The organism is Pseudomonas sp. NPDC087626, assembly GCF_044743405.1.
In the GTDB taxonomy this organism is placed as follows: domain Bacteria; phylum Pseudomonadota; class Gammaproteobacteria; order Pseudomonadales; family Pseudomonadaceae; genus Aquipseudomonas.
Genome location: NZ_JBIUWJ010000003.1, coordinates 1 through 26,086 on the forward strand (window position 1 = coordinate 1; position 26,086 = coordinate 26,086).

Annotated in this window: 25 protein-coding genes; 9 read left to right on the forward strand and 16 right to left on the reverse strand. The window is 61.3% G+C overall.

Going from position 1 to position 26,086, the window contains the following annotated elements; genetic code table 11:
• Positions 1-283: 283 nt before the first annotated feature.
• Positions 284-1,228, reverse strand: coding sequence for a LysR family transcriptional regulator (locus ACIOVD_RS03565; protein ID WP_095166120.1), 945 nt, complete (start codon positions 1,226-1,228; stop codon positions 284-286).
• 102 nt (positions 1,229-1,330) lie between these two features.
• On the opposite strand from ACIOVD_RS03565, the gene ACIOVD_RS03570 reads away from it, so the two are divergent.
• Complete coding sequence (locus ACIOVD_RS03570; protein ID WP_095166118.1) at positions 1,331-2,506, forward strand: aspartate aminotransferase family protein; 1,176 nt, start codon at positions 1,331-1,333, stop codon at positions 2,504-2,506.
• Positions 2,507-2,520: 14 nt separating this feature from the next.
• Here the strand turns inward: ACIOVD_RS03570 and fnr are convergent, their stop codons facing one another.
• The 6 genes from fnr to ACIOVD_RS03600 all read right to left on the reverse strand — a co-directional run bounded on the left by fnr (position 2,521) and on the right by ACIOVD_RS03600 (position 8,852).
• The gene (gene fnr / locus ACIOVD_RS03575) at positions 2,521-3,243 is read right to left on the reverse strand and encodes a fumarate/nitrate reduction transcriptional regulator Fnr (RefSeq protein WP_095166116.1); all 723 of its coding nucleotides are present in this window, start codon (positions 3,241-3,243) and stop codon (positions 2,521-2,523) included.
• A 112-nt stretch (positions 3,244-3,355) separates the two neighbouring features.
• Positions 3,356-5,029, reverse strand: a complete 1,674-nt coding sequence (locus tag ACIOVD_RS03580) for a monovalent cation:proton antiporter-2 (CPA2) family protein (RefSeq protein WP_095166114.1) — start codon at positions 5,027-5,029, stop codon at positions 3,356-3,358.
• A 284-nt stretch (positions 5,030-5,313) separates the two neighbouring features.
• Entirely contained in the window at positions 5,314-5,742 is a 429-nt protein-coding gene (locus tag ACIOVD_RS03585; protein WP_401126185.1) for a bleomycin resistance protein, read from the reverse strand.
• Positions 5,743-5,791: 49 nt separating this feature from the next.
• On the reverse strand, positions 5,792-7,714 hold the full coding sequence (locus tag ACIOVD_RS03590) for an alkaline phosphatase D family protein (RefSeq protein ID WP_401126187.1): 1,923 nt from the start codon (positions 7,712-7,714) through the stop codon (positions 5,792-5,794).
• 78 nt (positions 7,715-7,792) lie between these two features.
• Positions 7,793-8,071 carry a hypothetical protein gene (locus ACIOVD_RS03595; RefSeq protein ID WP_095166109.1) on the reverse strand — a complete coding sequence of 93 codons (279 nt, stop codon included), beginning with the start codon at positions 8,069-8,071 and terminating at the stop codon, positions 7,793-7,795.
• Entirely contained in the window at positions 8,061-8,852 is a 792-nt protein-coding gene (locus ACIOVD_RS03600; RefSeq protein WP_401126189.1) for a VacJ family lipoprotein, read from the reverse strand. The genes ACIOVD_RS03595 and ACIOVD_RS03600 overlap by 11 nt, the downstream gene beginning before the upstream one ends.
• Before the next feature lie 168 nt (positions 8,853-9,020).
• On the opposite strand from ACIOVD_RS03600, the gene ACIOVD_RS03605 reads away from it, so the two are divergent.
• Together ACIOVD_RS03605 and ACIOVD_RS03610 are read left to right on the forward strand one after the other, a co-directional pair.
• Positions 9,021-9,731, forward strand: a complete 711-nt coding sequence (locus tag ACIOVD_RS03605; protein ID WP_095166105.1) for a response regulator — start codon at positions 9,021-9,023, stop codon at positions 9,729-9,731.
• Positions 9,728-11,071, forward strand: a complete 1,344-nt coding sequence (locus tag ACIOVD_RS03610) for an ATP-binding protein (RefSeq protein ID WP_401126191.1) — start codon at positions 9,728-9,730, stop codon at positions 11,069-11,071. Before ACIOVD_RS03605 ends, ACIOVD_RS03610 begins: the two co-directional genes overlap by 4 nt.
• A gap of 295 nt (positions 11,072-11,366) precedes the next feature.
• Here ACIOVD_RS03610 and ACIOVD_RS03615 read toward each other — a convergent pair whose 3' ends face one another.
• From ACIOVD_RS03615 to ACIOVD_RS03630, 4 genes are all read right to left on the reverse strand, one after another.
• Complete coding sequence (locus tag ACIOVD_RS03615) at positions 11,367-11,978, reverse strand: hypothetical protein (protein ID WP_401126193.1); 612 nt, start codon at positions 11,976-11,978, stop codon at positions 11,367-11,369.
• The gene (locus ACIOVD_RS03620) at positions 11,975-13,435 is read right to left on the reverse strand and encodes a PAAR domain-containing protein (RefSeq protein WP_401126195.1); all 1,461 of its coding nucleotides are present in this window, start codon (positions 13,433-13,435) and stop codon (positions 11,975-11,977) included. Before ACIOVD_RS03620 ends, ACIOVD_RS03615 begins: the two co-directional genes overlap by 4 nt.
• Before the next feature lie 358 nt (positions 13,436-13,793).
• Positions 13,794-14,669, reverse strand: coding sequence for a serine hydrolase domain-containing protein (locus tag ACIOVD_RS03625; RefSeq protein ID WP_401126381.1), 876 nt, complete (start codon positions 14,667-14,669; stop codon positions 13,794-13,796).
• Positions 14,670-14,723: 54 nt separating this feature from the next.
• Entirely contained in the window at positions 14,724-15,509 is a 786-nt protein-coding gene (locus ACIOVD_RS03630; protein ID WP_401126197.1) for an AraC family transcriptional regulator, read from the reverse strand.
• A gap of 93 nt (positions 15,510-15,602) precedes the next feature.
• Here ACIOVD_RS03630 and ACIOVD_RS03635 point away from each other — a divergent pair, with 93 nt between their 5' ends.
• Positions 15,603-16,496: an EamA family transporter gene (locus ACIOVD_RS03635; RefSeq protein ID WP_401126199.1), complete on the forward strand. Its 894-nt coding sequence runs from the start codon at positions 15,603-15,605 to the stop codon at positions 16,494-16,496.
• A gap of 84 nt (positions 16,497-16,580) precedes the next feature.
• Entirely contained in the window at positions 16,581-16,922 is a 342-nt protein-coding gene (locus ACIOVD_RS03640; protein ID WP_320332968.1) for a potassium channel family protein, read from the forward strand.
• Positions 16,923-16,937: 15 nt separating this feature from the next.
• Here ACIOVD_RS03640 and ACIOVD_RS03645 read toward each other — a convergent pair whose 3' ends face one another.
• The 3 genes from ACIOVD_RS03645 to ACIOVD_RS03655 all read right to left on the reverse strand — a co-directional run bounded on the left by ACIOVD_RS03645 (position 16,938) and on the right by ACIOVD_RS03655 (position 19,341).
• A complete protein-coding gene (locus tag ACIOVD_RS03645) occupies positions 16,938-17,267 on the reverse strand; it encodes a hypothetical protein (protein ID WP_401126202.1) in 330 nt (109 codons plus the stop codon).
• Between the two features lie 129 nt (positions 17,268-17,396).
• Positions 17,397-18,149: a carbonic anhydrase gene (locus ACIOVD_RS03650; protein ID WP_401126204.1), complete on the reverse strand. Its 753-nt coding sequence runs from the start codon at positions 18,147-18,149 to the stop codon at positions 17,397-17,399.
• A 151-nt stretch (positions 18,150-18,300) separates the two neighbouring features.
• Positions 18,301-19,341, reverse strand: a complete 1,041-nt coding sequence (locus ACIOVD_RS03655; RefSeq protein WP_401126383.1) for an EamA family transporter — start codon at positions 19,339-19,341, stop codon at positions 18,301-18,303.
• Between the two features lie 259 nt (positions 19,342-19,600).
• Between ACIOVD_RS03655 and ACIOVD_RS03660 the strand changes: the two genes are divergently transcribed.
• From ACIOVD_RS03660 to ACIOVD_RS03670, 3 genes are all read left to right on the forward strand, one after another.
• Positions 19,601-20,116: an RNA polymerase sigma factor gene (locus ACIOVD_RS03660; protein ID WP_095166148.1), complete on the forward strand. Its 516-nt coding sequence runs from the start codon at positions 19,601-19,603 to the stop codon at positions 20,114-20,116.
• Positions 20,113-20,967 (forward strand): FecR family protein, encoded by an 855-nt coding sequence (locus tag ACIOVD_RS03665; RefSeq protein WP_401126206.1) that lies wholly within the window; start codon positions 20,113-20,115, stop codon positions 20,965-20,967. Before ACIOVD_RS03660 ends, ACIOVD_RS03665 begins: the two co-directional genes overlap by 4 nt.
• A 118-nt stretch (positions 20,968-21,085) precedes the next feature.
• Entirely contained in the window at positions 21,086-23,509 is a 2,424-nt protein-coding gene (locus ACIOVD_RS03670; RefSeq protein WP_401126208.1) for a TonB-dependent siderophore receptor, read from the forward strand.
• A 76-nt stretch (positions 23,510-23,585) separates the two neighbouring features.
• On the opposite strand, the gene ACIOVD_RS03675 is transcribed toward ACIOVD_RS03670, so the two are convergent.
• The gene (locus ACIOVD_RS03675) at positions 23,586-24,005 is read right to left on the reverse strand and encodes a RidA family protein (protein ID WP_401126211.1); all 420 of its coding nucleotides are present in this window, start codon (positions 24,003-24,005) and stop codon (positions 23,586-23,588) included.
• Positions 24,006-24,036: 31 nt separating this feature from the next.
• A complete protein-coding gene (locus tag ACIOVD_RS03680) occupies positions 24,037-25,035 on the reverse strand; it encodes a cyclase family protein (RefSeq protein ID WP_401126213.1) in 999 nt (332 codons plus the stop codon).
• Positions 25,036-25,132: 97 nt separating this feature from the next.
• On the opposite strand from ACIOVD_RS03680, the gene ACIOVD_RS03685 reads away from it, so the two are divergent.
• On the forward strand, positions 25,133-26,077 hold the full coding sequence (locus ACIOVD_RS03685; protein ID WP_401126215.1) for a LysR family transcriptional regulator: 945 nt from the start codon (positions 25,133-25,135) through the stop codon (positions 26,075-26,077).
• Positions 26,078-26,086 lie beyond the last annotated feature (9 nt).

The window sequence follows — 26,086 nt, forward strand, 5'->3', positions numbered from 1 at the left end:
GGCGGCCCACGGATTCAAGCCGGAGTGAGGGCACACCGAGCCCAAGCGAGGTGCCGAGTGGTGGGGCAAGAGCCTTTTGCTTACTTTTGGGCTCCTCCAAAAGTGAGCCGCTGTAAAAGCGGAACCATAGGAGGCCATTACCGCAAAAATGGATATGTACTCGGCCTGATCCAACACCCCGGTCGGCACCACAGGTGCAACGTCGCACCACAGTAGTGTAGATACCTATGCCGCGATGCCTCGATGCCGCCCTGGAGATCGCGATCGCGAGCAAGCTTTGCTCCTACGGTGATTTGTGCGATTTGGGTGCGCCCGGCCCGGCACCTTGTTTGCCCCACATTTGCACTGCGAACTCGACAAAACAGCGCAGCTTCGGCAAGCGGTAGCGATCCGGTGCGTAGACCAGGTTCATCGGCCGGCGGGGCAGTTGATAGTCACGCAGCAGCGCCACCAGCTTGCCGTCCTGCAGGTCCTGCTGCACCAGCGCATCGGGCAGCATGACCACGCCCATGCCGGCGCGGGCGGCCTGGTGCAGGCCGGGTGCACTGTTGATCATCATCGGCCCGCTGACCGGCACCAGCACCTCGCCTTCGGGCCCGGTCAGTGGCCATTGTTTGCCCACCGCGCTCCAGTCATCGCCGACAGGGTAGGCGTAGGTCAGGCAGGCGTGGTGGCTCAGTTCGGCCGGCGTGCGGGGCACTCCCCGGCGCTCCAGGTAGGACGGGGCGGCGCAGATGGTCAGGGTGAAGTCCATCAGCGGCCGCGCGATCAGCCCCGATGGCTCGGGGGTGCCCAGGCGAATGGCGGCGTGGACGCTGTTGTCGATGAGGTCCACCACCTGCTGGCTCAGCACCACATCGACGCGGATTTGCGGGTATTGCTGCGTGAACAGGTGCATGGCTGGCGCCAGGCATTCGGAACCGAAGCTCGGTGGGGCGGCAATGCGCAGTATGCCCTCGGGTTCGTCCTGCACGGTTTCGGCGAGCCGTTCGCTGTCCTGCACCAGCCCCAGTACCTCCAGGCACCGCTCGTAGTAGGCCGCGCCAAACTCGGTCAAGCGCTGGCGGCGGGTGGTGCGGTTGATCAGGCTGACGCCCAGGCGTTGCTCGAGGGCGCGCAAGTGGTTGCCAACCATGGTGGTCGACAAGCTGCATTGGCGGGCGGCGGCGGTCATGCTGCCAGTCTCGACCACTTTGACGTACACCGTCATGGCCAGGAATAGGTCCATTATCAAGTCCAGCTTCAAGATGATTGAAGTTTCAGGCTGTTTATCCAGCTCAGGTGGCTAACGATACTGCAAAAACACCGAACCCTGCTGGAGCACACTGCCATGACCGCCACCCACCTGATGAGTACCTACCAACCCCTGGCCCTGAGTTTTGCCAAAGGCCTGGGGACCCGCCTGTGGGACCAGGCCGGTCGCGAGTACCTGGACGCGGTGGCGGGTGTGGCGGTGACCAACGTCGGCCACTCGCACCCACGGCTGGTCAGCGCCATCAGCGAACAGGCCGGCCTGTTGCTGCACACCTCCAACCTGTACAGCATCGACTGGCAGCAGCAACTGGCGCAAAAGCTCACCCAGCTGTCAGGCCTGGAGCGGGCGTTCTTCAGCAATTCCGGGGCCGAAGCCAATGAAACCGCGCTGAAGCTGGCGCGCCTGTACGGCTGGCAAAAAGGTATCGAGCAGCCCTTGGTGGTGGTCATGGAAAACGCCTTTCACGGCCGCACCCTCGGCACCCTGTCGGCCAGCGACGGCCCGGCGGTGCGCCTGGGCTTCGGCGCTTTGCCGGGGGACTTCCTGAAAGTACCGTTCGGCGACCTCGCCGCGCTGGATCAAGCGCACCAGGATCACGGGCAGCGCATCGTGGCCATCCTGATGGAGCCGATCCAGGGCGAGAGCGGCGTGCAACTGGCGCCGCCGGGCTATCTGAGCGCGGTGCGCGAGCGCTGCAACCGGCGCAATTGGCTGCTGATGCTCGATGAGATCCAGACCGGCATCGGTCGTACCGGGCAATGGTTCGCCTTCCAGCACGAGGGTGTGGTGCCGGACGTCATGACGCTGGCCAAGGGCCTGGGCAACGGCGTGCCGATCGGCGCGTGCCTGGCCCGGGGCAACGCTGCGCGGCTGTTCACCCCAGGCAGTCACGGCAGCACTTTTGGCGGCAACCCGCTGGCCTGCCGGGTGGGTTGCACGGTGCTGGAGATCATCGAGGAACAAGGCTTGCTGGACAACGCCAGGCGCCAGGGCGAACGCCTGTTGGCCCGGCTGCACGCCGAGCTCGATGGCCTGGCGAACGTGGTAGCGATTCGTGGCCAGGGCTTGATGATCGGGATCGAACTGAGCCACTCGATCCGCGACCTGAGCCTGATCGCCGCCCGCGATCATGGCCTGCTGATCAACGTCACCCGGGGCAAGACCATCCGCCTGCTGCCGCCCCTGACCCTTGATGAGCGGGAAGTGGAGATGATTGTGCGTGGGGTGTATGGGGTCTTGAAGGCGTCATGAACACGCCGCGGCGCCTAGCGGTCGGACAGCTCGCACAGCGAGGGCGCGTCAATGATCTTGATGTATTTGCCCTGCGCCTGGATCAGGCCTTGCTGCTGCAGGAAGGTGAATGTGCGGCAGGTGGTCTCGGTGGCGATCCCCAGGTAGTTGGCGATTTCCTGGCGGGTCATGCTCAGGCGAAACTGATGGGCCGAGTAGCCATTGGCGTGAAAGCGCACTGAGAGATTGATCAGGAAAGCCGCCAGGCGCTCCTGGGCATTTTTCTTCGCCAGCAGGCGCATCATGTTCTGATCGTCACGAATCTCGCGGCTCATGATGTGGATCAACTGGCGGCGCAGCTTGGGGATCTTCTCCAGCAGGTTCTCCAGTTGGTCGAAGGGGATTTCGCACACCGTGGTGGTTTCCTGGGCTTGGGCCGTTGAGGTGTAGGCGTTCAGGTCCATGGCGGAGAAGCCGATCAGTTCGCCCGGCAAATGAAAGCCGATGATGTGTTCTTCGCCGTTGCTGGTGAGGCTGGAGGTTTTCAGGGTGCCAGAACGAATCGCGTAGATGGAGGTAAAGGGGTCGCCCTGGTGGAATAGGTAGTCCCCTTTGCGCAACGGGCGTTCGCGTTTGATGATCTCGTTCAGCGCGCTGATGTCCTGGCTGTTGAGCGCCAGCGGCAGGCACAAGGCGGCTAACTTGCAGCTTTGACAATGCAGCGGTTCGGCGTGCTTGAGGGCGACAGAATTGAGCATGTTTTAGCCTTGAAAGAATCGTCGGGCGTCATCGAGGGGCACAGTCGCGCCTGGCGGGCGCCCGTTTACGCGCGCCCGTTGATCAGTGACGGTGGATTGGCTTTTATCCGGCCTACAGCAAGCGATAACGATTACGTCGCACGTCCTCGACCCGCAGTTGCACACGCTCTTTGGAGGTGCCGAGCATGATCAGGGTGTGGGCCGCCAGGGTCAGCGTCGACTCGAGCACTTCGGGGACGACCTCGGTGGCACCGGCCGTTTTCAACTCGAGGGTCTGGCTGTCGTCCTGGGTGCGCACGATGATTTCGATAGTGCTGTTGATCTGGCGCACGGCGTGGGTAATGGCCATTGCCGCATCCGGGTCATTCACCGCGATCACCACCAGGCGGGCGCGACTTATCCCCAGGGCGGTGAGTAGTTCCAGGCGCCGCGAATCACCATAGTGCACATGCGTGTGCTCGGCCCCGTGCTGGATCTGCGCCGGGTCGTCATCGACCGCGACAAACCGATAGTGCTCACCCTGCAACACACGGCCGATGGCCTGGCCGACGCGACCGTAGCCACAGATGATCACGTGCCCCTGCAGTTCCTGGCTTTGCTGGGCGATTTCATCCATGTTGACCGCATCGTTCGGCGCCCGGTGCAGGCGCTTGGCGATGGCCGGCGCGACCCGCAGCATCAGCGGGGTGACCACCATCGAGCAGAAGGTCGCGGTCAGCAACAGCCCGCTCAGTTCCTTGGACACCAGGTTGTTGGCTTGCATCTGTGTCATCAGGGCAAAGCAGAACTCGCCACCCTGGGCCAGGGCCAGGCCGCTGCGCCAGGCGGTTTCGCTGTTGCTGCCAGTGAACCGCAGGATCAGGGCGACCACCACACCCTTGGTCACCAGCAGCGCCAGGGTCAAGCCGACTATCAGCAAACCGTGGCTCTGGAAGATTTTCAGGTCGATCAGCATGCCGATACTGACGAAAAACACCCCGAGCAAAATATCCCGGAACGGCCGGATGTCGGCCTCGATCTGATGGCGATAACTGCTTTCACCCAGCAGCATGCCCGCCAGAAATGCCCCGAGTGCAGGTGACAGTCCCAGCAGATGGGTCAGCCAGGCCGTCAGCATCACAATCACCAGGGCCAGCAGCACGAACAGCTCGGCGGAGCGGGAGGCCGCGATCTCGTCGAACAGCTTGGGCAACAGCCAGCGACTGATCAGGAACAGGCCGACAAACAGCACCACGGTCTTGCCCAGGGTAATCGGCAGGGCCCAATACCAGGCTTGTCCGGACGTCCCGGAAAACACCGGCACCATGGTCAGCAGCAGGACAGCGATCACGTCCTGGAACAGCAGCACGCCAATGGCGTTCTGGCCATGGGGGCTGAAGACCTCGCCCAGGCTGGTCAGCTCTTTGCTGACGATGGCCGTGGAGGACAGCGCCAGGCCGGCCCCCAACAGGACCGCGGCACTGGGCTGCACGCCCGCCATGTACAGGGCTCCGCCTAACAGCACGCTGGAGACCAGCACCTGCAGGCTGCCCAGGCCGAATACTACTTTGCGCAGGGCGAGCATTTTCGACAGCGAAAACTCCAGGCCCAGGGAAAACAGCAGGAACACCACCCCCAGCTCCGCCAGGTAGGGCAGGCCTTCGGAGTCACTGACCCAACCCAACGCCTGTGGCCCGACCAGCAAGCCGACACACAGGTAGCCAAGGATCGGTGGCAGGTTCAAGCGCCGGAACAGCGCAATGACCACCAGCGATGCCGTAAGAATAATTAAAATATCTCTGAGCATGGGTCGTTCTCTGAGTGATTGCACAGCGTGTCGGGCAGATGGGTAGTCGCGGTGTGGCACAGAACATTCAAGGTGCAGCAAGGGTAGTCCAGCGCTGGCTGGAGCGCGAAGCCGGTGTGCGACGCAGGGCTGTTTACCGGCTGACGCGCCCCCGACCAGCAGGCCGCCGAGCGGGTTCTGGTGGTCTTGCATTAGGGGCGCGCCAGGCCTGGAGCGTCAATCGCGGCAGGGGCCAAATAAGCATTATTGATAAACTGATAACCCTGTCGGCGCAGGCTATGGCGCTAGCGCACAGGCCTTTCGCCCAGGGCTTCGACCAGTCGCAACAGATAGCCGTCGGGGTCCTGCACGATCAATTCACGCTGGCCGACCTCTACTTCACCCGAGCGATACCAGGCATCGGCAAAGGGGCGAAACAGCGGCCATTGCACAGCGGCCAGGCGGGCCAGGATCGGCTCGACGCGATCCACCGTCATCTGGAAATTGATCCCGCGGCCAAACGGCGCTTGCAGTGCGCCGGTGTGCCATTGCCCGTCGTCCTCGGCGATGTACTGTTCGAGCATCACTTGCACGCCGTCGAAATCCAGGTAGGCAAAGCCTTCTTCGCGGCGTTGGTAGGCGATCTGAAAACCAATCAGGTCGGTCCAGAACGCCAGGCTCTGCTGGATGTCGCTGACCGTCAGTTCGGGGACCATCTTGTTCCGTGTGAGCATACGTATCCTTCGTAGACCTAGTGAGTACTGCGTTGGTGTGGGGCCGTGGTCAATCGACCGTCGGCGCCACCATCCGGGTTTTTTCTGCGCCATTGGCGTTGTGCTGGTAGATCGCTTGCGGCTGGCCCTGCTGATTGAAAAACACCTGGCCGATGCCCGCCGAATTCCACAGGCGTTCGCCGGCTTCTGCGTGCTCGGGCACATGGGGCACCACCTGCATGCGCCGGCGTTTGGTCAGCCAGTTCAGCGGCGAGCGCGGCGAGTACAGCCAGCGGTTGAGGCGGTCGAACCACTCCAGCAGGCTCGGCGGAAATTCATTCTTGATGCCGCTGCTGGTGATTTGCCAGATCCGTGGCCCGGCGGTGCGATGCCGGATCAGCACCTCGTAGACGAACGAGTAATGCACATCGCCGGAGAGGATCACGTAATTGCCGGGCGTGCGCGAGTGGCGAAAGATGTTGAGGATCACCTGCGCTGCGCCACGGTGGGCCATCCAGTTTTCCGCGTCCACCAGCAGCGGGTAGCCGCACCAACTGAAGACTTTCTGCACGGTTTCGATCAGCTTGACGCCGAACACCGGCGCCGGCGACACGATGATGGCGCAGGGGTGGTCGAGCAGTTCCTGCTGCAATTCGCTGAGGGCTTCCCAGTCCAGCAGGCCCGAGGGCTGCTTGAGGTTGAACTCGCTGCGCCAGCGCCGGGTGCGGGTGTCGAGCACCACCAGTGCCGGGGTCGTCGGCAGCACGTAGTGCCATTGCTGGAATTTCAGCAGGTCGCCGATCAATTCATCCTGGGCGCTGTTGTCCAGGTAGCCGTCCTGGGGGTTGAGGCCGCGGGATCTTTCCAGCAGCGCGGTGAAGGCATCCGGGTTGTTGCCCCAGCCCTGGCACAGCATGTAGGCGAGCAGCGCGTTGCCGATGATGCGCTTGGAGAACGGATGGCCGTAGGCGGTTTCCTCCCACTGGGCGCTGAGGTTCCAGTCGTCGGTGATGTCGTGGTCGTCGAAGATCATCAGGCAGGGCAGGTGGGCAAACACCCGGGCGACATTGCCCAGCCCCTGCTTGAAGCCATCGATCCGGGTCTGTTCCAGGGCGTAGCGCTCGCGACGTTCGGGTGTCAGCACCGGTGGCTGCGGGTCGATCAGGGTCCAGGCGGTCGGGCCCCAGACCAGCAGGTACATGGCCATGACTTCGGCGAACGTCACCAGGTGATTGTCGGCGCTGCTGCTGGTGAAGATCGGCTTGCGCGCACCACCGAAAAACCGTTCGCGCAGGCTGTCGTTACTTTCCAGTGCCGGCAGCAGGTCGGCGCGATGGTAGTAGCTGGCCGGGTGCTGGTAGAGCGCGGCGCTGTCTTGCACCACTGCGCCGTCCAGGTGTTCGCCGTATAGCCCCAGCCGTTCGATCAGAGCATGGATGGCCCGCAACATCGGCCCGGCGACATCGTCGGCGTAGACCTGGTCGCCACTCATCATCAGCAGTGCCGGGCGCTGGCTCGGCTCGTGGGCCGTCGCCAGCAACTGGTCGACGCAGAGCAAGCCGTCGTTGGCCGGATGATGGGGTTTGCGGCACGAGCCGTGGAGCAGTTGATCGATGCGGCTGCGCAGGACGAAGTTCGGCGATTGTGCCTGGTCGTAGAGCAGGTGCGGGGCCCACTGGGCAATGCCGACCAGGCTGGCGTCGTCCTCGCGGATCAACAGGTCGTAGTCGATGTTGATGTCCTGGGGCAGGGCGCTGTCCAGGTGGATGTCGATCAGGTGGACAAAGGCATGGGTGCCGACCGGGATGACCTGGCAGCGGGTCGCATCGAGCACCAGGTCGCCCACAGGCGCCAGGCGCAAGGTCAGCGCCAGCTCCCGCGAGCCTACCAGCCACAGCACCAGGCGCGTCGGTTCCAGGCGCCGCAACAGCGGGCCGACCAGGACGGCGGGCAAGGGTGTGGAGGGGGTGGACTGCGGTGCTGGCGTGGACATCCGGGGCGAAGCTCCAGGGCAAAATTAGCCGGCGATGATAACCCAACTTGAACACGACCCCTGTAGCAGCTGCCGTGCTCAGTTCATTGCCTGGCGCGCCGGCAGCTCCTGGCCTTGCTCCACCGGCAGCGCTTCGCCCTGGGCGATGATCCAGCGCAGCAGGGCAGTCACCGAGACCCGGTGGCTGCGCTCGACCCACTCCACGCCTTCGGGGCGGTAGAGTTCGATGTAGCGGCTGAGGATCAATTCACGCTGGTCTTCCGACAACCGCAGGCTGGTCTCGCTGCAGTGCAGACCGGTGTTGGCGCGTTTGACCAGGCGTTGCTCGAGCATCAGCGACGGGCTGTTACGTGGCATCGGTTGGAGCTTCTGTGCAGAGATCGTCGTGCAGCCCGGACGCGCCGCGTTTGCCGTTCTGGACAAAGTCCGCGCGTTTTTCGGCGCTGACGTCACGCAGCGCACTGTACGGGTCCGGAAGGGCTTGCAGGGCGTCGGTCAGCGGCAGCGCTTCGGCGCGCTTGTCGATGGTGCCACCGACACTGGCCACTGTCGTCAGGGCCTCGACGGTATCGCTATGGTCGCCGAACGGGTTGATGGCCACTGCCAGCACCTTGCCTACGGCATCGCGGCTGTTGGCGGTCCCGAGCACTGGGACTTCGACGATCGGCCCGTCCGGGATGCCCCAGACGCCGAAGGTCTGGCCGAAGTCCGAGCTGTGGCGCGGGATTTCCAGGGAGTCCGAGACATCGATCACCCCCAGCAGGCCGGCGGTGCTGTTGAGGGTGAAGCGCCCCAGGGTGTTGAGCGAGCGCTGGCCATTGCCTTGCAACAGGTCGTTGAGGAACACCGTCGGTTCGTTGAAGTTGGTCGTGAAGTTGTGCATGCCCAGCTGGAAGAATTCCGGCGTGTAGCCGTAACCCCGGGCGACCGGCGCGACGGCGTACTCGTCAATCACCTGGTTGAAGGCGAAGATCCCGCGGTTCACCGGCTCGGCCGGGTCATACAACGGGTAGCTGACTTGCGCGCAGGTCATCGGGTTATCGGTCGAGGTGCGACTGGAGCATCCGTACAGATAGGTCAAGCTCAACAGCAGTGCGGCATTGCGAAACAGTGCAGGGGAGCGCTTGAACAAAGGCATGGCGAACAGTCTTCGTAGAAAAGGAGCTTGATCCTGGCAGCTGCGCCTTGCACAAAGATGTCTGGTTTTTTACCGCTGCGTCGCTTTGTGACCAGGATGAAATAAATGACGCGGCGCGCCGAATGGTTTTAGATATCCGCACTATCAGTCGTTGAGTGATGCCCGCCGGTGAGCCATCTTTTGATCGTGGACGACGACCTTGAGGTCCTCGATCTGCTGAGTAAGTTTTTTGTCCAGCAAGGTTATGACGTGGCCGTGGCCACCGACGGCGTCGCGCTGTGGGCGGCTATCGAGCAGCAAATGCCGGACCTGATCATCCTCGACCTGATGATGCCCGGCGACAACGGCCTGACCCTGTGCCAGCGCCTGCGCCAGCAATACACCACGCCGGTGATCATGCTCACCGCCATGGGCGAGCTGAGTGATCGGGTGGTGGGCCTGGAAATGGGCGCCGACGACTACCTGAGCAAACCTTTCGACGCCCGCGAACTGCTGGCGCGGGTGCGCGCGGTGTTGCGTCGGGTGGGTGAAGTCCGGCCGTTGACCGGCCAGGTGCCGCATCCGCTGATCAAGTTCGCCGACTGGCAACTGGACCTCACGCGCCGCGAACTGCGCTCGCCGGACCAGGTCATGATCCCGTTGTCGGCCGGCGAGTTCGACCTGCTGCTGGTATTCGTCGAACACCCGCAGCGCATCCTCACCCGCGAACTGCTGCTGGACCTGGCCCGTGGGCGTACCCATGAAGCCTTCGACCGCAGCATCGATGTCCAGGTCAGCCGCTTGCGGCGCAAGCTGGAAATCGACAGCAAACGCCCGGAAATGATTCGCACCGTGCGCAACGGTGGTTACCTGTTCACCCCCAGCGTGACCCGTCAATGAAGGGCTGGCGGGCGGGCTGGTGCCTGCGCTCGCGGGACACCGTGACGCGCTGGATCGCCCTCACCACCATCCTGGCGATGCTCACGTCGCTGGGCTTCTACGCCCTGTTCACCCAGGTGGCCGGGGTGTGGGCCTATCCACCTTTGACCGAGACCGGGCTGCTGGAAAAACTTTCCTCCCTGAGCCGGGTCATTGCCGCTTCCGAGCCCGCGCAACGCCCGCAACTGGCTGCTGCTGCCAGTGACAGTAGCCTGGGAATCCGCTGGAGCCAAAGCCATGCGGCCCTGGGCCTGCCGGTAACCCCTGAGGCGGCCACCCGGGCCAACACGGCGAAGGCCCACCAACTGTTCAACAGCCAGCACCTGGAAGCCTATCAACCGACGGACTGGCCACAACAGGACGGCCAGTACGCCATGGCGATGCAACTGAGCGACGGTTCCTGGCTGATGTTCAGCATGCCTTCGCGCAGTTGGGGCCTGGAGCATTGGGCGCGCAACCTGATCGTGATCGCCCTGGTGTTGCTGTCCACTGGCCTGGTGGCGCTGATCGCCACCCGCCGCCTGGCCCGGCCGCTGCAGACCTTCGCCCAGGGCGCGCGACGCTTTGGCGTGGACTTCCGTGCGCCGCCGATCAAGCCGCTGGGGCCGCTGGAAATCCGCCAGGCGATCCTCGCGTTCAATGCGATGCAGGCCCAGTTGCAGCACTTCATCAAGGACCGCACGCAGATGCTGGCCGCCATCTCCCACGACCTGCGCGCACCACTGACCCGCATGCGCCTGCGCGGCGAGTTCATCGACGACCCGCAACTGCAGGCCAAGCTGTTCCGCGACGTTGATGAGATGCACGCCATGATCAACTCCAGCCTGGAATTCTTCCGCGACAACGCCCGTCTCGAAGAGGCCACGCCGTTCGATTTGGCCGAACTGCTGCAAACCCTGATCGACGATTACCGCGACCAGTCCATCGACATCCCCTTCAGCGGCCCACCGCGCCTGGCCTACCTCGGCCGGCCGCTGGGGCTCAAGCGGGTGATCACCAACCTGCTGGAAAACGCCCTCAAATACGCCAGCGAACCGGCCATTGAACTGCGCAGCCACGACGACCACGTGACCATCCGCGTCCTGGACCGCGGCCCGGGCATCCCCAAGGAAAGCCACGAACAGGTATTCGTGCCCTTCTATCGCCTGGAAGGCTCGCGCAACAAAAGCACCGGCGGCGTCGGCCTCGGCCTCTCGGCTGCACGGGCGATCGTGCTGGAACATGGCGGCGAACTGACCGTGAGAAACCGCAAGGTCGGCGGGCTGGAGGCGCGGGTGATGTTGCCGGTGTTGGAGGGGTAGGCATGCTCGTCCCCATTCCACTGTAGGAGTGGGCGCCCGCTTGCGGCCTGCTCGCGATGGACGTGAACGATGACACGTACTGCCTGGATAGACGCGGTGTCCCTGAGTACGCGGGCAAGCGTTAATGCCGATTAGTTAAGCGTTTTGTAGGAGCGAGCTTGCTCGCGAAGAACTCAAAGGCGCCGCGTTTATCCTGAATGCACGCGTTATCGTTGACGATTTTCGCGAGCAAGCTCGCTCCTACAAAAAGGCGCGGCTCAGTCATCAATGACTTGCCCGCCAGCAAGCGCCGGAATCACGGTTTCACCCAGGGTCTGGCCAGTGCCAGCTTGATCAGGTAACGCTCTTCTGTGGGGCGCTTGATGTCTTTGAAACGATTGACCACCAGCATCACCTGATACTGGTTCCCTGCTTGCCAGTAAGAGGTTCCGCCTTTGTTCACATCCCGCAACTGGGCACGCCATTGAGGCGTGTCGGCGAACGGAGGATCTTGTTCGACGCGGATCGGCACCCATCCTGCGTTGTGCCATTGTTCCTGTAACTCGAGCACTACCCTGAGGGTGTCTTCGAGCAACAGGGGTTCGATTTGCGGGGAAAGCCGTACGCTTCTGACGAGTTCATCGGTGAAACTAACCGTAAAGAATCGGGCCAGCGGGGTGATGAATCCGTACTGGGGGTCGGTGAAACGCAGGCGAGCATCCGACTTGGGAGTATTGAACCAGGAGTGCCCGGGAATGGCCGGGCCGATAGCTGCGCTGGACCGCTTGCGCATGGCCTCGTAAGGCTCGCCAATGACCAGTGAGATTTCATCTTCCGACTGTGTTTCAAACGCCAATACGGTCACGAGCGAAGCAAGGATCAGTCCGACTCCACAGCGTCGCCAAGACACCCGTCCAGGCAGGCTCATCGCACTCCCCAGCCTGCGGCGATATCCTGGATGGCCTGTTCAATCTGGTTGCGATGATTGCTACGCAATAGACTTTCAAATTGCGCCGCAGCCCTGAGTACGAACGGCATGCGTTGTTGGATATCGGACAAGTCGGCCAGGAGATGTCGACCGAAGTCGATGGTGCGTCCGTCATCCATTCGTTGGCATTGACTGGCCAGTGTCAACTCGATGGCTTGAGCAACTCCGGATGGAAAGTTGGTGACATGGGACAAGTGGTTGCCACGCAGCAGCGCTACCAATGTTCGGTCGCTGTACATTGCCGGTTGCAGGATGTTCACCTGTTCATGCTCCGCCAGTAGCTCAACACTTCGGGCGATACTACCAATCTCAATGGCCTTAAATGCTTGCAGGATTTCCTCGTAGTTAGTACCGAACTCCAGCGTCTTCTGCGCCACAGGCCACAGCACCGGATACTGAACATTCCCATAGATGTTTTTGCGCGAAGGCAAGCAGGCCTCCAGCGCTGACATCCCCCGCTCCTGATAAAAAACATGCAACGGATACACGTCCAGGAACAGCGTGGTATTACCCATGGCCAACATCTTGTACACGTGCTGGTACAGCTGCTGCGCGTAGGACAGTTCGCCCTCGGGCCTGAAGTCGATACCTGGTAGCGGATTGTTGCGCAGCGCGTGCTCGTAGTCGCGTTGTGCTTGCCGGAAGGTCTGGAGTCTGGCCTGTCGCTCGCGTTCGCTGGGCTCGAGCAAGCCATAGAACCCTGACCTGGCACTCTGTTGCAGTTGCTGCTCGGCGTCATATTCAGCCTGGATCCGGTCGATCGAATCCGCGGCATGCAGCAAGCCACAACCCACCTGTTTTGAGGCGAAGGCGGCGAGGCCGGCCCACTGGAAACGTGGGTCCTGCAGCCACAATCGGGCGTAGGCGGCGTTGATCGCGCGGTTGCGGGCCTTGGGATCGGCGATCAACTGGCCGCCCGGAGCGACGATGGACTCGGCTTGTTGCTGGTAACTGATCCAGAGATTTTCGCAGACCCTTTCAGGTCGTTCGGTGAAGGCGGGTGTGGGGCGGCTGGGTGTTGAGGTGAAATTGGATGAGCGCGGCCCGGTTGCAGGCTGCTGGGTTGTGAACGGAGTGGACGGCGGCGTGAAGCGCGGATCTGGTGCGAGTTCCTTGAACTCCTGGCACTGCAGGGTCTGGTTGGCGATCAGGCGGGGTGGTGGGTCGCACTTGCAGTGACAGAGGTCACCGTCCAGGGCGGTGGGGCGTCCTTGCATGAGATCCACCAGGTGCGGACCGTCACAGACGATGACGCCAGTGCTGTCGCAGGCCGGGCAAGCGACCTCGTCGCCTTCGCGGGCGATGGGCTGGCCATCGATGGTCCAGAATTCGTAGCCGGTCATTACGGTGCCGTCGGCGGTGGTCTTGGCCCCGACGGTGATGTGATAGCGCTTCATGTCAGATTGGTCCCTGTCGAATTGACGAAAGGACGCACGCTAGATGAGGCGCTTGCGGGAGGTAAATCAGACGTTTCCTTGAGTGCTGTAGGCGTGCTCCGTTACTTCATGGCAGCACAGTGAATCTGGCTTGGCGTGTCATCGTTGACGACCATCGCGAGCAGGCTCGCTCCTACACAGGTTCGGTGGTGGTATCTGCAAAATCTGCGAACACCCTGAATCCCTGCAGGAGCGGGCGCCCGCTTGCGGCCTGCTCGCGATGGACGTCAACGATACTGCGCGCTGGCCGGATAGACGCGGTGCCCCTGAAGGCATCGCGGGCAAGCCTTGCTCCTACGAATAAAAACGCGCTGCCGGGTTATTGGGCACTGGCCAAGGCTAGTCTCAAGTCGCGGACCACCACCGCTTCGACCTCTCCATCCATACCCCCCTGCAGAAACGCCCCACAGCTTGCCGAATGTTCGCCATCCGTGGCCCGATAAACCGCCACCACACTGCCGGGCCCACCGCCGGTATGTCCACACAGTTGCAAGCCCCCCGAGATCGTGCCGCTCATGACTCCCAGGCCATAACCGGCAGACATCCAGGGTCGGCCAGCTATTGGCCCGCCTAACTGACGCAGGGTCTGCATTTCGCTTAACAAATGATCCGGCAACAACTGCCCGGCCAGTAGCCGATCAAGGAAGGTCACGGCCTGCTGCAGCGGTCCGAACAACAGGCCGTGATACACCCACGCCGGATCGTAGGCCGGGGCCATGTCTTGCAGGTCGCCGGGCACTCTGGCGAGCCGTACCTGGACGATATCCAAAGGCGCCAGCGCCCGCTGGATCAGCGCCTCTTCCAGCGTCAGGCCGGTGGTACGCTCAATCAACCGGGCGATATACAGGTAGCCGACATTCGAATAGCCCCAGCCACTGCCCGGCGCATAACGCAGCCGGGCAGCGTCCAGGCGTTGCAGCATCTCCTCGGCCGACCACGCGGTTTCATGCCGGGCAACGGCTGCGTGGTACTCCGCCAGTTCGCCGTAGTCCGCCAGCCCGGCCTCATGCCGCAGCAATTGGCGCAAGGTGAACGGACCTTCCTCGACCGGATCGTCAAGAGCCACCAGGCCATCGCGCACCAGGGTCAGCGCCGTGGCCGCCAGCACGGTTTTACCGAAGCTCCACCAGGGTACGCTGACCGGCTCGGCGGCGGGGGCGAGGGGCTGACCGTTGTTTACCGTGCAAGACATCATCAAGGTGGTACTCATCCATGGGGACCTTTGTTTGTGTGAAGCGCCACAGCTCAATCAAGCCGGGCTATTTTGCGTGAAGTAGCGACTCGGCGCCTGCCCCAGCACCCGCCGGAAAACCCCGGTGAACGCACTCGGGCTGCTGTAGCCCAGATCGGTTGCCACCCGCGTCACGGCCTCGCCATTGCCCAGGCGTACCACGGCCATCAACAGGCACGCCTGCTGGCGCCATTCGACAAAGCTGATTCCGGTCTGCTCGCGAAACAGCCGGGTAAAGGTGCGGCGGCTCATGGCGACCTGGCGACACATGTCGTCGATCCCGATCGCCAATGACGGCTGCTCCAGCAGCTTGCTGCAAGCCTGGGCCAAGCGCGGCTCACTGGGCAGCGGCGCATTGAGCGACAGCGGCTGCATGTCGGCGATTTCGTGCAGCAGCAGGTTCATCAGGTGGCCGTCCCGCTGGTCCTCGGCGTACAGAGCCGGCACGTCCATGGCGCGGATCAACAGTTGGCGCAGCAGCGCCGACACACCAAACACCTGGCAGTGCGCCGGCAGGCCGAGCCGTGTGGCGGCGATGGGGCGGATGTAGCTGTTGAGCATGGTCACCGGCCCGTGCATGTGCATTTCGTGGGGCACATGGGCCGGGACCCAGACGGCCCGTTGTGGGGGCACCACCCAGTTGCCCTGGTCGGTGAACACCGTGATCACCCCGCAGGCGGCGTAGGCGAATTGCCCGCGTTGATGGCTATGCCGAGCGAAGTGCAGGCCGTCGCAATAGTCGTTGGCAGTCACCACGGCGTCGCGGGGCGTGTGTTCGTAGGGATCGATATCAATGTCGCGCATGGCCCAAATCTACCGATCAATGACCTGATAGTGCAAGCGGGCCGTGGCGTTCATTGTCCATAGTGTCGGCCTCATTTTGTGGAATGGCCGAGCATGCAAAACAAACACCTGATCCTCGCCGTGTTGGTGACGGCGGTCTGGGGTCTGAACTTTCCGGTGACCAAGCTGGGCCTGGCGGCGATTGATCCGCTGTTGCTGACGGCCCTGCGCTTCACCCTGGCAGCGTTACCCTGGGTGTTTTTTGTCCGCCGTCCGCCGATCGCCCTGGGCTGGTTGGCGGCCTATGGCCTGATTTTTGGGGTGGCGATGTGGGCGTTGATCAACCTGGGCATCGAGCTTGGGGTGCCGCCCGGGACGGCGGCACTGTTGGTCCAGTTCAGTGCCTTTTTCACCCTGGGCTGGGGCGTGCTGCTGTTTCGCGAGCGCTTGCGTCTCGGCCAGCTGGTGGGCGTGGGGCTGGCCGTGGTGGGCTTGCTGTGCATCATCGTCAACAGTCCCGGCCAGGCCACGACCCTGGGGTATGCGCTGTTGTTGGTCAGCGCATTCAGTTGGAGTGTCGGTAACGTCATTATCAAACAGTCGAAAGTGCGTGAGATGTTTGCCTTTGTGGTGTGGGCCAGCCTGTTTCCGCCGATTCCCTTGTTGTTCCTGACCTGGCTGGCCCATGGCTCGGCGCCTTTTACCGGGCTGGTCCGGCACTTCGAGTGGCTGGCGCTGTTTTCCCTGCTGTTCCAGGTCTACGCGGCGACTCACTTCTGTTACTGGGGCTGGAACCTGTTGCTGCGCGAGTATCCGGTGTCCCGGGTGGCGCCGCTGTCGTTGCTGATCCCGGTGTTCGGGGTTGCCGGCTCGGTGCTGATGCTGGGCCACCGAGTGGATATCAATGAAGGACTGTCGATCCTGTTGATACTGGCAGCGCTGGTGGCAGGGTTGATCCAGGGCCGCCGACCGCAGCCCAGGACAGCGGCGGCCGTTGAACACAAATAATCAACAATTGACCTCGATTTTCCGAGGCCTGTGCCAAGCTGATGGGGTCCCCCAATGGGTCATCACCCCCAGGAAGCCCACACCATGACATCCACGCATTCAGCGCACGTGCGCCGTGAGTTCTACAAAGCCGTCGGATTCTACTTTCGCGTCGTCTGGCCGATTTTCTCCATCCTGTTTTTGCTGATCGTGGTGTGCGGCCTGATCATCAGCCACCTGGAAGGGTGGGCGCCGTTGGACGGCATCTACTTCGGCTTCGTGACCGGCTTGACCATCGGTTATGGCGAGCTGGTACCCAAGCTGGGCGTCTCGCGGGTGCTGGCCATTCTGCTGGGGTTCAACGGCGTGCTGATGACTGCGATATTCGCGGCGATCAGCGTGCGGGCGATCGAAGTCGCAGTACGCGCGTCGGGCAAGGACGAGTAGGGCGCGCCAGGGCCCTCACTGAATGTCTTTCAGGTAGTCCCTGAGCGCCAGGAGCGGAACCTGCATCTGCTCCAGCGTCTGCGCCTGGCTGAACTCCGCGGCCAGGCGCTGCAGCTCACGGCCCATGGGTTTGTCCACCCCGCCCAGGGCCGCCAGCGCCAGGTCAACGCAGGTCGCCACTTTCAACTGGATCGCCGCCACATCACCACGGCGCACCAGCAACTGGAAAACCTCCCGCTGGTAGTCGTCCATGACCGGATCGTCACGCAGGATCGGGCTTTGACCTTCGCTCTCGTGAACCAGCTTGAGGGCGAAGAGGGCGACGGTTTCCAGGGGGCGGTCCATGGGAGTAGGTCCTTGTGCGGTGGTTTGGGTCACTTTTCTATGGGCGAAAAAAGACCTTGATAAACAAGGTCTCTTTTTAACTGGCTGGCCGATTATATCTCAGGGGTAGAGGATTGCAGCCAGCGCGACTCAGGCAATCAGCTCGACTTTACCGGTTGCCAGGCGATAGATGCCGCCGACGATTTTCAGATTGCCCTTGTCCAGTGCATCGCTCAGCAGGGGAGTGGCTTTCTTCAGGCGCTCGACCGAGTTTTTGACGTTTTGCACGGTGGCGTTTTCCACCAGTTCCCCTGGTTGCTTGAGCACGCTTTCGATAGAGGGCTTGAGTGCGTCCGTCAGTTTCGGGATGTGCCCGGGGAACACCGTGTGATCCTTGACGGCTTTGATACCGGCCTCGATAGCGCCGCACCGCTCATGCCCCAAGACCAGGATCAGCGGTGCCCCCAGCACCGCGACACCGTATTCAAGACTCGCCAGACCTTCATCGGTAACGAAGTTGCCCGCCACGCGTATGGCGAACAGATCGCCGCGTGCGGTATCAAACGCGTACTCGGGTGCGATACGCGAGTCGGAGCAACTGAGGACTGCCACGAAAGGATTCTGGCCGGAGACCAAGGCTTCACGCTCGTCCTTGAAATCGTGGGTTTCGGAGTTACCGCTGACGTAACGTTCATTGCCGGCCATCAGCCTTTTGAGTGCCTCATCCGGGCTGATGACGTTTTTCGGTTTGGGCGGTGCGGAGGTTGCTTCGGCTGCCTGCGCAAGCCTGCCGGGCAGAGCGCCGGCCAGCAGCAGGGCGCCAGCTCCCAATCCGGCAAGACGAAGAAAATGACGACGAGTGTTCACTTTTGAAACAGAGCTTGAATCGCATGATTCACACATGATTGTGTACTCAGTTCAATTCGGTGGGAATGACAGCTTAGGGGAGTGCCTACAGGGACCTGCGGCACTGGAGTGGTGGAGTCTAGTCGGTCTGTGTGGGTGCGGTTGGCGCCGCTGGCTTCAGATACGGCGCTATGCCGAGGGCTGCCCCTCAGTGTTTATGCCGATGATGGATATCAGGAAAGTGCGGGTGGCTATGGAGTATGGGGGCGTGTTTGTGCACATGGCTATGAGGCTCAGATGCATCCCACTCAAAGGCGTGTTCATGTTGATGGTGCTCGTCGTGAACGTGCTGATGGTCATGTGTCTGCGGATCGTGTTGATGTTCGTGTGAATGACTCTCGGTGAGGTGGATCCAGACTCCAATCCCCATCAGGCCCGCAGCAACCCAAAACTCCCATGACACGGCTTCGCCCAGAAACAGAATTGAAATAGCTGCTCCCAAGAAGGGAGCGGTAGAGAAATACGCGCCGGTCCGAGCTGTTCCCAGTCCCCGCAAAGCCAGCACGAAAAGCACCAGGCTCACGCCGTATCCCAGGAAACCTACGAGGAGGGTGGGGGCGAGCAGAGACCACTCGGGGAGATGCATGCCAAGCGCAACCCCCAGGGTGCAATTGACCACCCCGGCGACCAATCCCTTGATACCTGCAATGAACAAGGCGTCCGATGCTGAAACCTTCCGAGTAAGGTTGTTATCGACGGCCCAACAAAGACATGCGATTGCTACTGCAGCCGGGCCAACCCAGCCATTGCTCTGTGCTGAAGTTTGCGGCCAGCCCAGCATTACGCCGCCTGCCACTATCGCGATCATTCCAACGACGATCCGCCTATCAGCGTTCTCCTTGAAAACCATCCACGCAAGTAGTGCGGTCAACACGGCCTCAAGGTTCAGCAACAGCGAAGCGGTAGTGCCAGAGGTAAGGGTCAGTCCAAACATCAATGACACCGGCCCCAGCACCCCGCCGAAAACAATGGCGCCAATCAGCCACGGCCACTCGGATGCAGTTAAACCGACAGGCTGCCAGCCGCGATCACGGATTAACCGACTGATCGTCAAGCCCAAGCCGCTTCCCAGGTACAGCAACCCGGCGAGCAAGACTGCAGGGACGTCTAGCCCCAGAACCTTGGCAAGCGGTGTGCTGGCACCAAAGAGCGCGGCGGCACCCAAGGCGTAGAAAATGCTTCTGGTCATCATCCGATCCGTAGCGAGGGTATCGATGGCAAACACGATACTCGTCGCAATCGGATAGCGCATTGAATCGTGGCGGGGGCGCTGAAAAGCTGGCGGGGGCCCTGAGGGTTTCTCAAGAGCAACTGCGTTGGACTTCATATCAGTTTAATGAACAACATCGGACGGCTCGCAAACGCCGCAAAGATGACGATACAATGAGACACATTCTCATCAATGCCGTTTGCTTACCATGTCGAAGACGTCGCCCAATGAAGAGCTGATGACTGCGCTGACCCTTCACTACGATTCGCTGGTGGAGTACATCCGGCTTCGTTTCAACGGCAAACACTTTGCTCGTGATCTTGTTCACGACGTTTGTATCCAGATTCTCGAAAAGCCGCCCCAGGAAAAAGTCGCACTGCCTTTGGCATTCCTGCGCAAAATGAGTTTCAACCGCGCCATCGACCGCATCCGCGCCGAGCGCACTCGCAGCCTGTATGTTCTGACGCACCAGTCACCGGAAGAGGGAATGGACAGTTGGGACGGTGCACGGGCAGTCGAATTCGAACAACACGTGCATGCCCTGCTGGCAATCATCGAGGCGCTGCCGGCGCGCCAGCGCCAGGTATTTTTGCTGCACCGTATCCATGGCATGCCGCAACGTGAAATTGCCGATGAGTTGGATATTTCCCTGAATATGGTCACCCAGCATTTTGGCCGTGCAATGGCCGCCATCATTCTGCGCTGGGAGCCTGCACGCCGGCTTGTGCGGCAACAGAAGCAGGTGAAAACATGAATCGGCCGGACACGCTCGACAAAAAACGCCGCCCCGACCTGGACGATCCGTTGCAACCGTTTGCCGAAGCTTTGCGCGAGCGCGTTCCGTCCAGGGAGGCCTTGCTGGCCGAAGGCAAGGCAATGACTGACAGCCGCCGTAAACGCAGGAATGCGGCTTGCGGCGGCCTTCTGGTCCTGGCTCTGAGCAGTGCCGTGTGGTTACTCGACCCCGCCTGGCACACCGAAGATGTTCAGGTCGCACTAGGCCAACGGCAACAGCTTGAATTGGCCGACGGTAGCCGCGTCGAGTTGAATTCCGGCAGTCACTTGATCATTGAGAAGCGCCTGCGCAGCCGCCAATTGGAACTGCGTCACGGCGAAGCGCTGTTCACCGTCGTGCATGCCGACACGCCCTTTATCGTGCGCAGCCAAGGCGTCAGTGTCCGGGACATCGGTACGGTATTTGATGTGCGCAGTGATGCTCGTGGCGTGGACGTGGCTGTAATCGAGGGTGCCGTTGAGGTCAGCAGCAATCGTTCTGCAGCCGTCAGACTGAACGGCGGCCAGCAACTGCGGGCGTCATCGAGCCACTTTGGCGACGTGCGGCCAGTCAATGTCGCGGCCCTCACCGCCTGGCGTCAGAACAAGTTGCGCTTTGACGGCACCCCTTTGAGCGAGGTGATCGCGGACCTTCAGCATTACCGTAGCAAACCGTTGCGGTTGGCAGATGCGCAGGTCGGCGAATTGCGCCTCTCCGGCGAATTTGACAGCAACTCGGTCGAAGCGCTGATCGGCCTGCTGCCATCGATCCTGCCAGTAAGCCTCGCGCGCGCGGCCGACGGCAGCATCACTTTCAGTAAAGCTCGCTGATAAAAATACCGTCCTTTAAACAAATGAGAATTATTTCCAGATCAACCTCAACATCTGGCTCGGCCCATACGCCAATCCCATGAAGAACGCTTTTATCGACTGTTCGAATGGGGAAATCATGGGTAAGAACACGTCATCGCTTCGCCTGAGCTTGCTCGCGAGCGGCCTGATACTGGCAGGCACCGTCAACGCACAAGGCCCTGTTTATTCGCTGGATATCCCGGCACAGGCGCTGGATAAATCACTGAACGCGCTGGCGGCGCAGACCGGGAGCCGAATACTGTTCGCCACTGACGTTGCCGAAGGTCGTCAGGCGAGCGCCCTGCATGCGCAACTGAGCGTTGAGCAGGCGCTGGAGCGTATCGTCGGTAACACCGGCCTGGTGGCGCAAAAAACCGCCGATGGCAGCTACCTGATTGCCGCTCCCTACCAGGGCGACGCACTGGAACTGGGTGCTACCACCATTCAGGGCGCCGGTTTGGGCATCAATACCGAGGACACCCGCTCATACACCACGGGCGCCGTAAGCATCGGTAAAAGCGAGCGTCCCCTCAAGGATATTCCACAGAGCATTACGGTACTCACCGCCCAGCGCATCAAGGACCAGAACATCCAGACCCTGGATGACGTCTACAACGTCCTGCCCGGCGTGATCACCTACGGCTATATGGTGGGGGACAACCAGCCTTACGCCCGCGGTTACCAGATCGACAACTACCAGATCAACGGCATTCCGCTGCCCAACAGCAACAGCATTACCTCGCAGAACTGGGCTGACCTGGTGCCCTACGAACGCGTTGAATTCCTCAAGGGTTCAGCCGGCCTGTTTCAGGGTGCCGGTTCGCCGGGTGGTGCCATCAACCTGGTGCGCAAACGTGCATCAGCGGACTTCCACCTGGGCACCACTACATCCGCGGGGCGTTGGGACAACTATCAACAGCAAGTCGACGTCCAGGGTCCGCTTAACGAAGACAAGAGTGTTCGGGGCCGTTTGGTAACTTCCTACGGCGATCGTGGGTACTTTTATGACAACGCCAAGACCGAGCGGTCTTCGACCTATGGCGTCCTTGAGTTCGACCTGTCGCCACAAACCCTGATAAGCACCGGTTTTTCCTACCAGAACGTGAACAATCGTGGGGTGATGGACTTCGGCCTTCCAGCCTACAAGACCGGTGCGAACATTGACTGGAAACGTTCGACCAACCTGAGTTCGCCATCGGACTACAACGATGTGGAAACCACTCAGGTGTTCCTCGAAGCCAAGCACCAGCTCAACGACGATTGGCGGATGAGCCTGACCACCAACTACACCAAAATGAATCTGGACACCATTTACAGCAACACCGGCGGCCTGATTGATCCGCTGACCCATGGCGGTGGCTACAACTGGGCGGAAAGCCGTTCGGAAAATAACTATCAGTACAACACCGACGCGTACCTCAACGGGCACTTCGAACTGTTCGAACGCCGCCACGAAGTCATCCTCGGGGCCAACGCCACGCACGCCAAGCGCGACTCTGGTCGCTATGACACCCAGTGGTATGCAGAAACCGAAAACATTCCGAACATCCTCGAATTCATCCCGCCAGATTATGATCGCCTGGCCCGCTACCGCACCGTTAAGTCAACGCTCGACCAGCAGGGCGTCTATGGTTCCTTGCGGATGAACGTGCTTGATCCACTGGACGTCATCATCGGTGCCCGCGTCAGTTGGTGGGATTACAGCCAGGACCAGATCGCCGAGCCAAGCGGCGTCTCTAAACCCACCGGCCAGAAAACCAATGCCAAGGTCGTTCCCTTCTACGGGCTGGTATATGAACTGACGCATAACTGGTCGGCGTATGCCAGCTACGCCGAAATCTTCTCCCCGCAAACCGACTACATGACGTATGCCGGCAATACCTTAGCCCCACGCTCTGGAGAAACCTACGAGTTGGGCCTCAAAGGCGAGTTTTACGAGGGCGCTCTCAACACCTCGTTCGCGATCTACCAGACAAACTTCAATGGTCGGGCACAGATCGACCAGTCTTTTCCCTCGCCGTGCTTTAGCCCGTACACCACGCTTTGCTATATCGCCGGAGGCAAAGTCCGTTCAGAGGGGTTTGAAGCCGAGATCAACGGCCAGGTCATGACCGGGCTGCAACTCAGCGCCAGCTACACCTACACCCGCAGTCGCTACCTGGAAAACCCCGACGATGTCAGCCTGGAAGGCCGTAGCTTCCTGACCCAGATGCCCGCTCATGCGGCGCGGGTGTGGGCCAACTACACACTGCCTGACGAATTCGCCAAGTGGCAGGTAGGTGTCGGAACGCGTATTCAGAGTGGAACCTACATGCTGGGCAGCGGTGTGAAGCACGAAGGTTCGGGCTACGCCCTCTACAACGGCCGTATAGCCTACGACATCAGCAAAAACGTGAACCTGTCGATGAACATCGAAAACATCTTCGACCGTGTCTATTACGCTCAGACCGGGCCAGTAGAGTCGCAAAACTACTATGGTGCACCGCGAAACATGACCTTTACCCTGCGCACCAGTTTCTAGGGTAGCGTCTCGCAAACTTCAACCTCAAGCCCGTGAAACTGTTGTTTCACGGGCTCGCTGTGTCTTGTTCGAACTATCAGTCGGGTAGCACCGCCACTGCTTCTATTTCGAACAACATGCCATCCAGCGCCAGACGCGGCACAGGTATCAAGGTACAGGCCGGTGTCGGCGAGGAACCCCAAAGTTGCTGCAATTGCGCACCGAAAATCTCAAGGCGGGCATGGCTGTGATCGACGATTAATACCGTGAGTTTGGCCACATGGCCGACCTCGGCGCCGACTGAACGCAAAGCCACCTGCAAGTTGGCCAGGGCCTGGCGTACCTGATCGGTAAAGTCGGTCGAGAGTTGGCCATCGGCAGTTTCCCCGCCTTGGCCGGCGATAAAGACCAGTCGGGCGCCGGCAGCCACCAGGGCGACATGCGAGTAGCCGTTAGCGCTGGGGTCATATAGCCCCGGCGGGTTGGACAAGGTCAGCATAGGGGAAGGTGTCGACATGGTGATCTCCTGAAAAAGTAGTGCCGCATCCTCAGTGGATGGGCAAGGCTATCGGACGCATCGGCGCCGCATCCGCTCCGCGCAGCTTCAACGAGGCTCCGACAAAGGCGAATTGGTAGACTTGATCCCGGGACAAACCTTCCAAATTCACCAACTCAATGATCGGCGCGCCCTGCATGGCCAACAGATAGGTGTGCAGCGGCAGATAGTTGCCCTCGACCTCGGAAGGGAAAGTCTCAAAACTCAAGTTGTCGGCACCGACCACCATGGCGCCGCTGGTCTCCACCAGAAACTTCGCCGCATCCAGGCTCAGGCCCGGCGGGTTGGCCATGTAGACCTGGGCGTGCTCATAGTCACGCATGCGCCCGGTGCGAATCAGCACCACATCGCCCTTTTCCAGCGCCACTCGCTGCTTGGCCAGCGCCTGCTGTAAATCACTGCGGGTGATTCGGTAGCTGTCCGCCAATTGCTCCAGGCCCTTGGCTGCGGCCACATCGATCATCACCCCGCGAGCGATGATCGGTGGCAGCTTTTCTGCTCCCGTGACATTCCAGCCTCGGTCGCCCAAGTGCTGGTCGGCACGAAAGCCGTTCCAGATCTTGCCGTCGAGGCCAAAGTGATTGAGCGCGTCGATGTGGGTGCCCATGTGGGCATACATGGACACCGCCGAGCCGCTGTAGCTGACGTGTTGATTCATCGGCTGGCCAACCTGCATCGGGTCGGCGATGACGTTGCCGTGTGGGGTGTGGGTCATCCACATCTGGTACGGCGGGTCACCTGCTGCTTGCCAACTGGGCATGCCGACAAAATACTCCACCGCCAGGTCGTAGGCCTGGGCCCCATTGACCCGGGACATGATTGCTGCCTGCGACTGCGGGGTCATCAGGTTCAGACGCCCGATCTCATCCTTCTCGCCCCAAGGGCTGATACCCACCTCGGACTTGACCGGCGCGCCAGCGCTGCACAGTGAGCTGAGCACCGACAAGACGGCCAGCCCGGTAAGGTTTTTGATCCACGAACTCAACAACATGCCATGACTCCTGTAAGGGGAGCAGCCATGTTATGGGTTGCTAATTGATAGATAATCAGGCCTCTGATTGATTGATATTCAACCCAGGAGAAACAATATGGATGTGTTGGTGGCCATGCGTACCTTTCGCCGCGTGGTTGAGCGCGATAGCTTCAGCCTTGCCGCCGTCGACCTCGGGCAATCCACAGCCGCAGTGAGCAAACAGGTACGACAGTTGGAGGCGCGCCTGGGCAGCCTGCTGCTACTGCGCACCACTCGCCGTATGAGCTTGTCGGAGGCCGGCCAGGCGTACTTCAGCGAATGCTGCCACCTGCTCGATGAACTGGACGCCCTGGAACGTGCGACCCAGGTCGGCGCCAGCGAACCCAGCGGTCGTTTACGGGTCAACGCGCCGCTGTCGTTTGGCCTCAAGGTGCTGTCGCCGATCTTGGTGGCGTTCATGCAGCGCTACCCAGAACTCAAGGTCGAACTCACCCTGAACGACCGCCTGTTGGACGTAGTCAGCGAGGGTTTTGATGTTTCGCTGAGGATCCGCAGCCGTCTGCCCGACTCCTCGCTGATCGCCCGACGCTTGGGCGAAGTTCAGCAGGTGATCTGCGCCGCTCCGGTCTATTTGCAAGCCAAAGGCACTCCCCAGAGTGTTGAAGATCTGCGCGAACACAGCTGCCTGGCCTATCGCCTGGCCGAGTACCCCGACAGTTGGCACCTGCAAGGCCCGCAAGGCAGTAGCCGCCTGGAACTGCCAGTGCGCCTTGCGGTGGACAACAGCCTGATGCTGAGCGACATGTTGCAGGCAGGCCTGGGTATTGGCGCTCTGCCTTCGTTCATCGCCCAGCCTTTGCTCGACAGCGGCCAGTTGCTGCAGGTGCTCTCCGGGCAATCGATGCCTCGGCGCTCGATCTATGCGCTTTACACGAGCCATAGGCATGTGCCGCAGAAAGTGCGGGTATTTGTCGACTTCCTCGCCAATGCACTGGAAACGCTAGCGCTGATGAGCACGCCCACAGGTGCCATGGGCACTGCTGGACTCGGGGGCGCATGAAGCTGTTGC

Bases quoted from the DNA above. Each gene is read 5' to 3' on its own strand.
- ACIOVD_RS03565 (WP_095166120.1), bottom strand. From the start codon at position 1,228: ATGGACCTATTCCTGGCCATGACGGTGTACGTCAAAGTGGTCGAGACT.
- ACIOVD_RS03570 (WP_095166118.1), top strand. From the start codon at position 1,331: ATGACCGCCACCCACCTGATGAGTACCTACCAACCCCTGGCCCTGAGT.
- fnr (WP_095166116.1), bottom strand. From the start codon at position 3,243: ATGCTCAATTCTGTCGCCCTCAAGCACGCCGAACCGCTGCATTGTCAA.
- ACIOVD_RS03580 (WP_095166114.1), bottom strand. From the start codon at position 5,029: ATGCTCAGAGATATTTTAATTATTCTTACGGCATCGCTGGTGGTCATT.
- ACIOVD_RS03585 (WP_401126185.1), bottom strand. From the start codon at position 5,742: ATGCTCACACGGAACAAGATGGTCCCCGAACTGACGGTCAGCGACATC.
- ACIOVD_RS03590 (WP_401126187.1), bottom strand. From the start codon at position 7,714: ATGTCCACGCCAGCACCGCAGTCCACCCCCTCCACACCCTTGCCCGCC.
- ACIOVD_RS03595 (WP_095166109.1), bottom strand. From the start codon at position 8,071: ATGCCACGTAACAGCCCGTCGCTGATGCTCGAGCAACGCCTGGTCAAA.
- ACIOVD_RS03600 (WP_401126189.1), bottom strand. From the start codon at position 8,852: ATGCCTTTGTTCAAGCGCTCCCCTGCACTGTTTCGCAATGCCGCACTG.
- ACIOVD_RS03610 (WP_401126191.1), top strand. From the start codon at position 9,728: ATGAAGGGCTGGCGGGCGGGCTGGTGCCTGCGCTCGCGGGACACCGTG.
- ACIOVD_RS03615 (WP_401126193.1), bottom strand. From the start codon at position 11,978: ATGAGCCTGCCTGGACGGGTGTCTTGGCGACGCTGTGGAGTCGGACTG.
- ACIOVD_RS03620 (WP_401126195.1), bottom strand. From the start codon at position 13,435: ATGAAGCGCTATCACATCACCGTCGGGGCCAAGACCACCGCCGACGGC.
- ACIOVD_RS03625 (WP_401126381.1), bottom strand. From the start codon at position 14,669: ATGATGTCTTGCACGGTAAACAACGGTCAGCCCCTCGCCCCCGCCGCC.
- ACIOVD_RS03630 (WP_401126197.1), bottom strand. From the start codon at position 15,509: ATGCGCGACATTGATATCGATCCCTACGAACACACGCCCCGCGACGCC.
- ACIOVD_RS03635 (WP_401126199.1), top strand. From the start codon at position 15,603: ATGCAAAACAAACACCTGATCCTCGCCGTGTTGGTGACGGCGGTCTGG.
- ACIOVD_RS03640 (WP_320332968.1), top strand. From the start codon at position 16,581: ATGACATCCACGCATTCAGCGCACGTGCGCCGTGAGTTCTACAAAGCC.
- ACIOVD_RS03645 (WP_401126202.1), bottom strand. From the start codon at position 17,267: ATGGACCGCCCCCTGGAAACCGTCGCCCTCTTCGCCCTCAAGCTGGTT.
- ACIOVD_RS03650 (WP_401126204.1), bottom strand. From the start codon at position 18,149: ATGTGTGAATCATGCGATTCAAGCTCTGTTTCAAAAGTGAACACTCGT.
- ACIOVD_RS03655 (WP_401126383.1), bottom strand. From the start codon at position 19,341: ATGACCAGAAGCATTTTCTACGCCTTGGGTGCCGCCGCGCTCTTTGGT.
- ACIOVD_RS03660 (WP_095166148.1), top strand. From the start codon at position 19,601: ATGACTGCGCTGACCCTTCACTACGATTCGCTGGTGGAGTACATCCGG.
- ACIOVD_RS03665 (WP_401126206.1), top strand. From the start codon at position 20,113: ATGAATCGGCCGGACACGCTCGACAAAAAACGCCGCCCCGACCTGGAC.
- ACIOVD_RS03670 (WP_401126208.1), top strand. From the start codon at position 21,086: ATGGGTAAGAACACGTCATCGCTTCGCCTGAGCTTGCTCGCGAGCGGC.
- ACIOVD_RS03675 (WP_401126211.1), bottom strand. From the start codon at position 24,005: ATGTCGACACCTTCCCCTATGCTGACCTTGTCCAACCCGCCGGGGCTA.
- ACIOVD_RS03680 (WP_401126213.1), bottom strand. From the start codon at position 25,035: ATGTTGTTGAGTTCGTGGATCAAAAACCTTACCGGGCTGGCCGTCTTG.
- ACIOVD_RS03685 (WP_401126215.1), top strand. From the start codon at position 25,133: ATGGATGTGTTGGTGGCCATGCGTACCTTTCGCCGCGTGGTTGAGCGC.